At 45.6% G+C, this 13,902-nt stretch carries 6 protein-coding genes; all 6 read right to left on the bottom strand.

All coding sequences use genetic code 11. The annotated features are described in order from the left end of the window. On the bottom strand, nt 1-5,812 hold a 5,812-nt coding region (locus G598_RS0112265), incomplete at its 3' end, for a beta strand repeat-containing protein (RefSeq protein ID WP_026767208.1). Between the two features lie 192 nt (nt 5,813-6,004). Next, nucleotides 6,005-7,330, bottom strand: coding sequence for a flagellin N-terminal helical domain-containing protein (locus G598_RS0112260; RefSeq protein WP_026767207.1), 1,326 nt, complete (start codon nt 7,328-7,330; stop codon nt 6,005-6,007). Between the two features lie 219 nt (nt 7,331-7,549). Next, the gene (locus tag G598_RS20275; protein WP_026767206.1) at nt 7,550-9,139 is read right to left on the bottom strand and encodes a flagellin; all 1,590 of its coding nucleotides are present in this window, start codon (nt 9,137-9,139) and stop codon (nt 7,550-7,552) included. A gap of 31 nt (nt 9,140-9,170) precedes the next feature. After that, entirely contained in the window at nt 9,171-10,946 is a 1,776-nt protein-coding gene (locus G598_RS18720; protein ID WP_051180286.1) for a flagellinolysin, read from the bottom strand. Nucleotides 10,947-10,967: 21 nt separating this feature from the next. Beyond that, nucleotides 10,968-12,731: a flagellin N-terminal helical domain-containing protein gene (locus tag G598_RS18715; protein ID WP_026767205.1), complete on the bottom strand. Its 1,764-nt coding sequence runs from the start codon at nt 12,729-12,731 to the stop codon at nt 10,968-10,970. A gap of 142 nt (nt 12,732-12,873) precedes the next feature. Continuing rightward, on the bottom strand, nt 12,874-13,875 hold the full coding sequence (locus G598_RS0112240) for a GGGtGRT protein (protein WP_026767204.1): 1,002 nt from the start codon (nt 13,873-13,875) through the stop codon (nt 12,874-12,876). Nucleotides 13,876-13,902: the final 27 nt, after the last annotated feature.

Below are 13,902 nucleotides of genomic sequence, written 5' to 3'. Positions count from 1 at the left end.
TATCTTTGAAGATATAGTTGCTTAATTTATCTCCTGTGATATCTGCCGTATATTCTACGACTTTGCCTAAACCTGCATCTGCATTCGTATATGCACCCGTACTTGCATTCGTTCCTTTTATCAATCCTGTATGGTTGACTGTATCTACCGGGTCAAATTCTACGATGCTGTTGCCCGTCAGGATTGTTCCGGTTGCTGTGTCCGTGGAATAGGCCTTGTTGTCATTGTTGTAGATTGCACCGGTATTATCGTAGTATTTGCTCAGTCCTCCTTTGGCTAGTGCAGTCAGATCCACCGTTACTTCACGCGCTTTGATTTCGCCGTCCGTGATGGTATCGGTGAGATTTTGCGGAGTCGTTACACCTGTATAATTGGTGAGACTGGCTGGGTTTAACGTGATGCTATAGGTTACCGGTTTATTGGTTCCCGCATCGGCACCCGTGGTATATTTTGCCGAATTTATCGTATAGGTATAGGCACCATTGCCTAACGTAATATCAATCGTACCATCGTTGTCAATGTCTACGCCGCTGTTCGTTAAATCTACCCATTGTCGTCGGAAACCATCTTTTGCCGCCGCAGTAGTATTGGACTCCAACTGCCCCACATCATCCGAGCCGCTATATGTCTGCGTTATCCCATTGTTCAGCTTAAAAATAAATTTACCCGCAAATGCTGCCGGATCAATAATCCCCTGTCCATAAGCTGTACCTGTACTGCCACTGTTATAACTTGCACCATTTACTGTATAGTTTTTCGCTTTTGCCCCCAATGCGGTAAAGAAACCACTATATTGTACATCCTTATTTTTGCCTACATTGGGGTCAGCAACAAATGTGGCATCCGTATTGCCCGAACCATAACTACCCGTAAGCTTGCTGATATCAAAATTATCCAGCCCCAAAACCGTTGTATCCTGCGAATCACCAAAGGTAAATCCCGAAAGACTAGCAGGCATATCGGTAACGGTGTCTTTACCATCATATTTCTTGTAATGGTTGGTATTACCCGATATGACCAAATTGCGCTTGTTGATAGTACCAGCACCGGTAATCGTGTTACCACCATTGCCATTATCCAACAGATAATCCCGATAGGTATCACCGTTCAATGCCAACGTATATTCCACTGTCTTATCGCCATTATTGGTGCTGGCATCAGGTGCTGCACCATTGGCATTGGCAATATATTTTGCCGTGGTTCCATTGGTTATCCGTGACCGGTCAATAGGCAGAATATCATTGCTGATATCCACCAAAGCATTACCCGTTTTGCTGATAACATCTGTAGCATCATAGGTCTTGGTTACATCAGGATCCTTCGGCGTGGTAGCAATAATATGTTTCTGGGTAATCAAGCCACCTCCGGACAAAGTCAAATCCACATATCCCTGTGTATTTTTCAAGTTAATCTGCTGTGGATTATTCACACCGTCAGCAATGCTATAATTTCCTGACTCAACAAAGTCAACGGTATAAATAACATCTTGCGCGGTATTGCCATTACTATGCGGACTGAAATAATTCGCGCCAATTACCGTTGACCCCAGTCCCGGCAGAACCTTCCCCGCAGGCGTAGTTACGGTGGCATTAGCCTTGTTATTACCAGTAGTATTCAGGTAACTCATGGGATTTGCTATTGTATCGGTGCCATCGTAAACCTTAGTAATCGGCGTATTATTCCGGTCAAGTTTAATCCAGCTCTTATCGGTAACCACAAAGGGATTGATGGTTCCCTGACCATAAACTTTGTCACTATTAGCCGTGGCAGGGGCTAAAACATAGTTGTGGTTCTTCATCAGGCTGCTTATTCCGGCATACTCTACATCCCGTGGCAAAATCTGCTTTAAATTTTGCGGATCGCGTTTCACATTGGGGTTCAGCGTAAAACCATTGGCCCCCTGATCACCATAGTTAGCTGCAAATGTGCCATTGGCCAATAAGCCTGCCCCAGTAGAATCCAAATAACCATTGCTGTCTACGTGAAATACATCGCTGATGCTTTCTCCGGAAATGATTCCGGTCAGCTTCTTATTCATTTGAATCTCATCATCGGTATACTGTGGTGCTGCTGTATTCTGTGTGTTGGTTACAGCAGCATTGCCATCATAAGTCTTGGATACGCTGTTAAACGTAATCGCACCCAGCTGTACAGGATCAATGGTACCTTTGCCATTAAAAGTTGCCTGATTGGACCCAGAGATATTAAATACATAATTGGTACTGGGTACATTATTCTGCATAACCTTCGCCGTATAGACGATATCTTTGGCCAGAACCGGATTGACGGTATTGGTCGCATCATAATTTACATCCTTACCGGCATAGCTATAACCTGCCGCATTCGTACCAGCCTGATACAACCCCGTAATATCAATCGTGGAACCATCTCCACTGACCAAATGACGGTGACTGATGTTATCGGCATAAATTAGATAACCAGACGTCAAATCAAAGGTAGTATTGCCATTGGCATCTTTAACATAAGCATCCCCATCATAAGTTTTATTGGCGGTACTTGCCTGTGGTGCAGTGACATAAATGGTACGCGGGGTAATATTGCCCTCGCCCATGACCTGTGCCGTGCCGCCATTTGTCAAAGGTACCGCTGTGCCATTATTAATCGCCGTCTGCGAATCAAAGGTATAATTGCTGGCTGCCGTACCACTGACGGACACCGTATAGCGTACCCCCTGTGGCGTATTGGTGATATTGGCATCACGAACCGGCGTGGAATTCACGTTAGTGCTGTCATTCGTAAACTCTGCGGAAGTCACCTGAAAATCAAGGTTATCCCCAGCTACCATACCAGTAGTAGCCGATGCTGACGACGAACCGGCATTGCTGACATAAAAGGTCCCCGGGTCAGCATAGTTCGAGTTTCCATCGTATTCCTTGGTCGCCGTTTCATACTTTGGCGTGCCGCCAGGCGCATTCTTAAACCACTTATAACCGGTATCGCCCAAAGAACGCAGGGTAATATCGCCCGTGGTATAGAATGTTCCACCGCCAAGACCAATGGGATTCCCCTGCTGCTTAAAGCCGGTAACAATGCCCTGTTCGCTATAAACCGGATTGCCACTGGCATCTACCAAAGTATAATTCTTCGCCGCAGTACCGGTTAATGTTACGCCGCCCACAGCTACATCATGAGTTCCTACATTTTTCTGCACTTGTCCCGTAGCTTTGTCCACATAAGTGGCTTGATTCGTAGTTGCCACGGTTAAAGCCACATTATCCCCAGACACCACATTGGCCGTATTCAGGGTAAAATCGCTTTGCCCAAAAGACCGCAAATTGCCGTTACTGTCTTTGACAAATTCATCCTTGTCATAGGTCTTGGTAATCGGTGTGCTGTTAAAGGATACCTGCAGCTGACGTTGATAGATTGCCGCATTTACTGCCGTATTCAACTGTACACTGGAAGCCGGATTACCATTGCCATCCACGATGACATAATTGCTACCTGTATAAGCCGCACCGCTAGGGGTAGTGAGCGCAATCGTACCATTGATCAATACCTGCTTATTTGCGCTGACGTCCGCGTTTCCCGTCGTTCCCCCCTGATTGACAAAAATAGCCGTAGGAGTTGTATTTTGAGCCCATCCCACATTTACCGAACCACTATCGACAGCCAGTATGCCGGTAGATGTCGCGCTGTTTCCTTTGAACAGGTTAGGCACCAAATTCACCGCATCATCCGAACCATCATATTCCTTGACAATCGTCTGCGTACCTAAGTTATTGGTCAGTATCACCTGACGCGGCGCAATGGAGATATTACTCCCCACCAGATCATACCCTTTTTGATCAGACCAAACAAAAGCCAGCTTGTTCTGCGTGCCTGTGGTGTTTCCCGTGGCTGGCGGCGTATAGGTAGCATCCCGCTGTCCGGCCGCATTGTAGAATACATGATTTTTATCAATCATCTCAGCGCCATTAGGTGTAGTCTGAAACACCGTGCTGATATCATTGATTGCCTTGGTAGTGCTATTGGACGAAGCTGCGTTGCCACTGCTGTCCACGATTTTCAGCGTGTCGCCATTGTAGACCAAACCATCCAACGTGGTGCCATAGGTATAGGGTGTCATATCCTGTCCTTTATTGGCACCATTGTTGTATTTTGCCGCATTGGTATCAATTGCATTGCTGGCATCAAAATATTCATAATGATAATCGACATTTTTAATGCCCTGCTGGAAAGCGGTCAGCACAGGGGCAGCCTTTCCCTCATAGATACGCCAGGCGGGACGAATGAGTTTCGTGCCGCTATAGGATAAGCCTCCTGTATCTGTAATCGTCGAATTCGACCACGATGGATAATCCCCACCTTGGGCAACCGAGGAAAGTACCGTTAAATCTATATTGGATTTCAATACATCTTTTTCAGTTCCACTGCTGTTTGCCAAGCGATATTGATTATTTCCCACGCTAACAGAATTTTTTATTACAACGGTTCCAGCAGCATTTCCATGAAATTTTTTTCCGTTTCCATATACATTTTCATAGGTCACACTTGCACTAGTATTGCTTGTCGCAAATGCACTATTATTAGTAGTCCCTGTACTATAACTATTGGTCACCGTATTCGTGCCACTAGAAAACACGCCTACAAAACCAGCTCCCATTACAGATGTACCTTTGTTGTTATATACGTTACCTGTATTGTAACTTGATTCTATTTTTACGCCACTTGCTGTACCCACCAAGGCACCAGAATTATTGCCAGCCTGTATCTTGGTGTTTTCATTGAAAACATTATACAGCTCAGTATCTGTAGCGTTGGTAATCAATGCACCTATAACTGCAGTTGATTTAAATGTAGAATTTTTAATACCAATATTTCTTAGTTCAGCATTATTTGTCGATGCAAATAACCCTTTGTTGCCATTAACATTTTTTACTGCATAAAAATTTCCATCAATTTTTCCGGTAAAGGATGATACCGTATTAAAGTTCGCAATAGCACTAGCATCAATCTCTTCAGCCAGCATATAATTACCGCTGACCGCCCCCCCTGTCCCCAATGTTGTACTCCAGTTCGTATTATCCACAAGAGTAAAGTTTTCGACAGGCGCAACAGAACCTGCGCTGGTCATTTTTTCAGATGTATACCCCGTGGCAACGGTGCCGGTATTCCCCACATGGATATATCCATCATCCGCCCGCAGGGTAACGCCATTGGCTGCTGTAATATCTGCAGAGTTAAGCAAGCGGATATTCTCGCCCTCCAAGACCACTTTATCCGCAGATATTTTTCCCATATTGACCACGTCCATGGCCGCACCATTGACCGAAGTAGCTGCCGTGATTAAATTCGCTTTAGTCGCATTAAAATCCACAGCATTAGTCGTGGCGTTTTTGACAACTGCATCCCCTCTGGTCGATACATAGAGACTCCCTACATCTACACTGGCATCTTTACCAAAGATAACCCCATTGGGATTTACAAGATAAACCTCATTACCGCCTTCGATTTTACCATTTATATTCGATGTATTCGCACCAGTGACCACATTCATATAGTTGTTTTTGATGCTGCTACCGCTGCCACCATCAAAAACAACTTTTTCATCCTTAGCAACGGAAAAATCATGCCAGTCAATCACATTGTTAGTTGTCGTGCTGCTGATATTGGTATCCTGACCAATCACAACATTGCCATTTTTTACATCACTATAGCTGATGTTGGCAGTCGCTGAACTGCCGCCCACCGGTGCCCCCAAGGCAACCGGTACAATACTGAACATGCCTGCCGTCAGCGCAATACTGACTTGTAAGGCAATTTGTTTATGTCTACTATCCCTGCGCATTTTACAACACCCCATTAAACACTGCGCTTATTCTATCTTTCTTTACATCTATATCTAACCATGAAACTCTCTTATCATGATGGTATCTCTTAAAATAAAATTTTCAAAAATCTGTAATATTCCATCTACCCAAAAGCCCTGTGCGTGATGAAGCGCCTCACTTCACCAAGCACAGGGCCTGTTCTATAAAAATTACTGTAACAAACTGAGTACCGACGAACTACTCTGATTGGCTTGTGCCAACATGGACTGAGATGCTTGCACCAATACGTTATTTTTGGTATAAGCTGTCATTTCTTTGGCCATATCCGCATCACGGATAATCGATTCTGTAGCCTGCGTGTTTTCACTTGCAGTCGTTATGTTAGCAGCAGTGAAATTCATACGATTCTCTACCGAACCAATATTCGTCTGTACAGCCAACGCCTTGCCAATAGCCAATTCCAATACATTGATAGCGGCATTCGCCTTTTCCTGCGTGGAAATCGAAAGCGTTGTACCATCGTCGGTTCGCAGTCCTAAAGCGGTACCGCGCATATCCGAAAAACCTATTTTTACCGACTGATTGGCTTTCGTCCCAATTTGGAACGTCAGCGCATTATCCGGCGATTCATTCTCTGCCCGGATAGCCTCACGAAAATCATTTAATACGGCATTAGCTGTTTGATTTACCGTGCCATCCTTGTTGACCACATTAATCGTCAAGCCCGCAATCTGACCATCTACCCCAGACTCAGCCGCCCTAAACAATAATGCTGAATTGCCATTGACCGTCATGACATTAGTACCAGTACGGTCAACACCGATAACATTGTCAAAAGCCAAATTCATATCATTGCTACTAGGCGGAAAACCTTCAGGATCTAAGCTTTCTGCAAACATATCTGTAAGGCTCCACGTATCCACTGGATCTAATGTAGTCGTATAAGTCTTCCCTTGCTTTACATACGAAAACTCTATTTTACTATCCTCAAGAATTCCCAAACTTCTCCCAGAGGAATCTTTTAAATCCGTTATCAAATCTGAACTAGTAGTAGACGGATCTAAGTTCTCATTCGCCAGCACCGTATATGTAGCCGGTTTTACCTCGTTATTATGGGAACCATCCAGCACAATCTTGCCATTGTACATCACATTGGCGTTTTCATCAATCTGACTGACCGCCTGATCCAGTTCCTTTTGGATGATGGCCCGGTCTTCATCGGTATTGGTATCGTTAGCCGCATTGATGACTTTTTCTTTCAAGGTACTGAGAATGTCCACGGTACTCTGAACACCACCTTCTGCCACCTTCAACATACTCATGGCGGTTTGGGTGTTGTCCAAATCCTGACTCAGGCTGCGAATCTGCGTCTGCATTTTTTCGGAGATGGCATACCCTGAAGCATCATCATCGGCACCATTAATCTTCATCCCTGTAGACAGGTTCTTCTGATTCTTGGTACGCGCCTTTTCATTCCTGTTCAACTCATTCAGCGTGTTCTTCGCTGACATGTTATTCTTTACCACCATAGCCATAGCGGCCAACCTCCTTGTTCTTCACCCCATTATATATACACGCAAATCCACGATTTCCGATACAGATCTGCCGAGTCTTCTAGTTATATTATCGGTGATTTGGAAAATTTCTTAAGTACAATAAAAAATTTTTTGCTATCATCATCTTCATTTTACACAAACTTTTAGGTAAAAAGCAAGCCCTCCCCAAAAAGAGAAGGGCTGTTGCCATATATTTACTCACTGCAAAAGGTTCAGCACACCGCTGCTGCCCTGATTGGCCTGAGACAAGGCCGACTGCGCCGCCTGTGTCAAAACATTGTGCTTGGTAAAGTTTGCCATTTCTTTGGCCATGTCCGCATCACGAATCAGGCTTTCCGATGCCTGGGTGCTCTCATCACTGGTAACAAGGTTTTCATTCATCACTTCCATACGCTGGCATTGGGCACCCAAGGTAGTGGCACAATTCACTAAATACTTCAATGCTTGGTCAAGATCGTCTATAAATCTTGTGGCCTTTTGTATGGTAGTAACACAGCTGGCCGTGGCCGATGCCCCTTTACGCGGATAAGGCCACACTTCATCGTAATATTTTTCCTTACGAATTTGCTCTATATCGCCATTACAGCCGTATTTCTTGTCATAATACTCATATTCGGCACTGCCTTCCACTACAAAGTCGCTTGGCCATTCCTTGGGATAGTCCATCTGCCGTGGGACAGTCTTCCAGTCATTATCAAGGGGTGAACCGGGGAACAGCGCATTCAAGGTGGTATTGGGAAGCTCTATGCGTGTTTCTGCCGAAGCCTTCGTATCCCCCTGAATCATCAGACTCTGATGTGGCAGCACCCCGCCTGTAAATTCAACATCGCCCGAAACACCATTGTAGATAATCTGAGTCTGCTCATTGGCTTCTAGTGAATACTTAGCTGGGTTAGTACTAGACTTGAAAAATTTAATACCATGATGAGAATCAATGGCATTTGAAGCCTTCGGAACGTTATACTTAGCCCGCGCTTTGGCCAGTCCGTTCAAAATAGCTTCACCAATATCCTCCGGCGTCCGACAGTTTTTTATCCCAATCACAAATACTTCAGACATGGACCCAATTGGTTTTTTATCATTAGCATAAAGGACTTCGTCTGTGTTCGCATCAAATAACACACTGGCAAACTGAGAACACGCTTCACACAAGCTGGAAAATCCCTGATTGTGCAACGAACGCGGCAAATCCGGATAATCAAAATTAAGCGGACTGGTATTCCCTGCTAGTACTTTTTTCCCTACTAACGGCGGATGTTTTGTGCTTGGATCTGTACCTGATTCGGTAATCTGTATTCCGCCTCTATTGGCTGTACTCGTCCCTACACGGGGAATAAACGATGGTTCATACGGTTCTGTTATCGTACGACCATTCAGGAGCTGAATGCCATTATAGTTTGTTTCGTAGGAAATATCATTCATCTGCATCAGCAGATGGTTTGTTTCCTTCTGAATGATTTTCCGATCTTCGTCCGTACAGGTATCATTTGCCGCTTTGATGGCGTTTTCTTTCAACCGCTTGGTGATATCCACTTGCTCATTGACCGCCCGCTCTGCCGTCTTGAGCATGCTTTTACCTGTCTCGGTATTAGCCTCACATTGACCAAGGCTCCGGATTTTTACCCGCATCCGTTCAGATATGCTATAAGCAGAAGCATCATCCCCTGCCCCGTTTACTCTCATCCCTGAAGACACTTTTTTTAGTGAATTTGCCATATCACTGCTGTTTTTATTCAGCGTATTCAGTGTATTAACCGCCGACATATTGTTTTTCACGACCATTGCCATTTCTCATTCCCCCTATATAAACTTTCCCCATTTACTGCAACAGGCTAAGTACCGATGAACTATTCTGGTTGGCCTGCGCCAGCATGCTTTGGGCGCTTTGCGTCAAGACATTATTCTTGGTATAAGTTGCCATTTCCTTTGCCATATCGGCATCCCGAATCACAGACTCGGAACTTTGCGTATTCTCGCTGGCGGTCGTAAGGTTGCTTGCCGTGTATTCCAGGCGGCTGATAATCGCACCAATCTTGGTTTGATAGCTCAAGGCCCGGTTTAAGGATTTATCGATTTGCCGGATTGCTGCTGTCGCATCTGACCATGTGGCCACGCTGATATTTGTCCCATCTTTTGCCTTTACGCCCAAAGCTTCCGCATGAATATCATTAATCGCCACATGAATGGACTCGTTGGATTTCGTGCCTGTATGGAACTGCCAGCCGCCAATCTTATGCTCAAAGGCAGGCCATTCTACTTCCAAGCCGTCAATCACGGTTACGGCATCTTCCGGGTAAATCCAGTATTTTGTCGAACCGCCTTCGGGAACCGTGCTTTCTGTCGTGCGCCATTCGCGGTTGCCTGCATCCCATCCCATAATGCCACCTATATCCTTATTGGCTATATCTATCCCGCATTCTTTTTTGTAGAAACTAATATTCATTGGCGAGTAACGGTTAAAATCGTTCAAAAATGAATTGGTTAAATCCGTCAAGGAAGCAAATCGCCCTGCCGTAGCACCAGATACCGCAGCATCAATCGCACCTGCCCCCTGCTCCTCCAGGACTTTCATAAAACGACTAAGCGCAGCCTTGCCATTATCTCCCGAATGATATGCCATATAGCGAAATAATGCAAAACCACCGGCATATGGTGATTGTGCTTTTGTGCCAGCGCCATTATTAAACAAACTGGTATACTCCGTTGCATCCAAACTATTAATTTCATTACTTAGATTATCATCTGCACCGTGTATTAATTCAGCCATTCCCTCCTTTATGTATAATGGTAGTGAAGAAAAATTTTCAATATTTGCTGCCATTACTGCATGGGTCATTTCATGAGCAATTGTACGGTCTAAGTAATTTGCCGCACCACCACCAGGGTAAACACCATTGACATTTTCCATATCCATATTGCTATAAAATGTCATATTAATGTCTAATTGCAACGAAACGGTCTTCCCTCCCACCGGGGTAGACGTTACCCAGGCTAGAGCAGAACTTTGCTGTGAAGAGGGATTATAATTCAAATTTACCTTCATTCTGTTGACGGTTGTGCTGTCCTGCGTAAAGTCCACGCCATAGGCTTCTTTTATCATCTCCAGACTGTTCTGAATCCATTCACTGTTAAGTGCCTTGATAATCTGCTGCTCAACAGTATCAGCCTGCCGGTTAGAGCCATCGAACAGCGGTCTGCCGTTGAAGGTTGCACTGGCGTTCTCGTCAATCTGTTCCACCAGCTGGTCAACTTCTTTTTGGATGATTGACCGGTCATCATCGGTATTGGTATCATTTGCAGAATTCAGCGCCTTTTCCTTGATGTTTCTCATGATATCAATGGTGGACTGCACAGCTCCCTCTGCCGTTCTGAGCATGCTTGTCGCATTTTGTGTGTTGGCCGTGGCCTGGTCAAGTCCGCGAATGCGTACCCGCATTTTTTCCGAAATCGAGTAGCCGGAAGCATCGTCAGCTGCACTGTTGATTTTCATGCCGCTGGAAACTTTTTGCAAGCTGCTGCGCATGGCGCTTTCGTTTTTATTCAGTGTATTCAGCGCATTTAACGCTTCCCTGTTATTCTTTACGACCATTGCCATAGAATTTACCTCCGTGTATATTTATTGCAATAAACTAAGTACCGAAGAACTGTTCTGATTTGCCTGTGCCAGCATCGATTGCGCCGCCTGGGTCAAAACATTTGCTTTGGTATAGCTGCTCATTTCTTTGGCCATATCCGCATCGCGTATGACGCTCTCTGAAGAGGTGACGTTTTCGTGGGCGGTAGTCAGGTTTGCCGCCGTGTATTCCAAGCGGCTCGTCATCGCGCCGATAAGGGTCTGCTGCTTGAGTGCCCGGCCAATGGCCCGGTCAATCACCGTAATGGCTGAATTTGCCTGTTCCTGCGTAGTAACGCTTACCGTAGTACCATCTGATTTTCTAAGGCCCAATGCCTTGCAGCGCATATCGGCAAGCCCTATCCGCAGATTTTGATTTGCCTTGGTGCCTGTATGGAAGGTCAGGTTTTTCTCCGGCTCCCCATCGGCAGACTGTTTTGCCAGATAACGAAGAATCATATAACCGGCAGCGTAAGCCTGGTCGCCAGATGCTGACGATGAATTTTGTAAAACACTTTTCAATGTAGCGGGATTACTGGCCAGACTGATAATGCTTTTTTTGCGAAAATCATCAATTCCATGTACCAATTCAGCTGCCCCTGCAGTAATATACTTAGGCAGACTGTTAAAATTTTTGATATTGGATGTCATCAATGCATGTGTCATCTCATGTGCAATTATGCGATCGAGATAACCGGATACGCTTGGAGTTTTACCATTCCAGTCTTTTAAATCCAGAGAAGAATAATAGTACATATTAATGGTCAAACTAAGACTCTTAACCCCTCCAGATGAACTGTTTGTAATATAAGCTAAATTTCCTGGGCCACTATTGGACAGTATCACATCCATAGTACGAATAGAAACGCCTTTCTCCCAGAAATTCAAGGCATAGGATTCATCAATGAGATCCATGCAATTTTGCAGCCAGGGATGATCCAAGGCTCCCAATATTGCTCTTTCCACATCCGAATTTACGGAAGCAGGCCATTTCACCGTCAAGCCACGAATGCGGGAGGTTCCTCCTGTTGGATTTCCGCCATAAGGATAATCTTTTTCCGGCACAATGCTTTCAGCGGTTTTTACCACTTCATTGCGCGCATCCTTGCCTGTAATAGCCCCCGTATCATCGTTGTTCAAATCGATGCCGCAGGCTTCAAGTCCACTTTTCGTTATATCGTTAATAAAACAATTAATCAGGGCTTCCTCATCGTCAAATTTCCCGCCAGAAACATAGTTAATGGCACCGTCCAACGCCTCCTGTGCCGTAGCGTCATCTGCGTCATCCAGATAGCTCATGAAAGAAGCCATGGCATCCCAAGGGTTGGCGACGATCCCCCGCCCCTGCGTACCATCCAACAGCCGTTTGCCATTGAACGTCACCGCAGCGTTATCTTCAATCTGAGACATATATTGGTTGAGTTCCTTTTGCATGATGGCACGGTCATCGTCCGTATTGGTATCGTTGGCGGCATTAATGGCCTTTTCTTTAAAGGCTTTGAGTATATCGACGGTCGAAGATACCGCTCCTTCTGCTGTTTTCAGCAAGCTGGTGGCGTTTTGCGTGTTGGAAATGTCCGCATTAAGGCTGCGCAGCTGCACCTGCATGCGCTCACTGATGGCATAGCCGGAGGCATCATCAGCGGCACTATTGATCTTCATGCCGGAAGCTGCTTTCTGCAAAGATTTTGACAATTTATTATTATTTTTGTTCAGCTCTCCCAAGGCCATCTGGGCTGCCATATTGTTCTTTATGACCATTGCCATAGCACTTACCTCCGTGTATGCGCAAACAAACCTTATCATATAGTATATCGACAATATCGGGAAAAAATTAAATTCGGTTGTATACGTCAAAAAGGCACAAGTCCCTTTAACGGAACTTGTGCCTGAAAACATACGTTTTTAATTATTTGCTCATAGCTTCCTGTACAGCTACAGCTACGGCTACGGTCATACCAACCATCGGGTTGTTGCCTGCGCCGATGAGGCCCATCATGTCAACGTGTGCCGGTACGGAGGAGGAACCTGCGAACTGGGCATCGCCATGCATACGGCCCATGGTGTCAGTCATACCATAGGAAGCAGGACCTGCTGCCATGTTATCCGGATGGAGCGTACGGCCCGTGCCGCCACCGCTTGCAACGGAGAAGTACTTCTTGCCGTTTTCGATGCAGTCTTTCTTGTAGCAGCCTGCAACCGGATGCTGGAAGCGGGTCGGGTTCGTGGAGTTACCCGTGATGGAGATATCAACGTTCTCCAGTTTCATGATGGCAACGCCTTCCTGTACGGATTCAGCACCGTAGCAGCGAACCTTGGAGCGGAGGCCATCGCTGTAAGCGATTTCCTTCACTACGTTTACTTTGTCAGCCTTGAAGTCATATTCGGTTTCTACGAAGGTGAAACCGTTGATGCGGCTGATGATCTGAGCAGCGTCTTTGCCGAGGCCGTTCAGGATAACGCGCAGCGGGTTCTTACGAACTTTGTTAGCCGTCTGTGCGATACCGATAGCACCTTCAGCAGCGGCAAACGATTCGTGACCAGCCAGGAATGCGAAGCAACCAGCTTCTTCGGACAGAAGCATAGCGCCGAGGTTACCATGGCCAAGACCTACTTTACGATGGTCAGCAACGGAACCCGGTACGCAGAAAGCCTGGAGGCCTTCGCCGATAGCTTTGGCAGCATCAGCAGCAGCCGTGCAGCCCTTCTTGATTGCGATAGCAGCGCCGAGGGTATAAGCCCATTTTGCATTTTCGAATGCAATCGGCTGCAGGTCGCCTACGATGTCGTAAGCTTTTACGCCTTTTTCATCGCAGATGGTTTTTGCTTCTTCGATGGAAGCAATACCATACTTTTTGCAAACTTCATTAATCTGGTCAATACGGCGTTCATAGCCTTCGAATAATGACATTCTATTCATTCCTCTCTATACACTTGC

This window comes from Selenomonas ruminantium subsp. ruminantium ATCC 12561, assembly GCF_000424065.1.
Lineage (GTDB): Bacteria > Bacillota > Negativicutes > Selenomonadales > Selenomonadaceae > Selenomonas_A > Selenomonas_A ruminantium.
The sequence above is the reverse complement of the archived record's forward strand: the minus strand, read 5'-3'. Positions and strand labels throughout refer to the sequence as shown.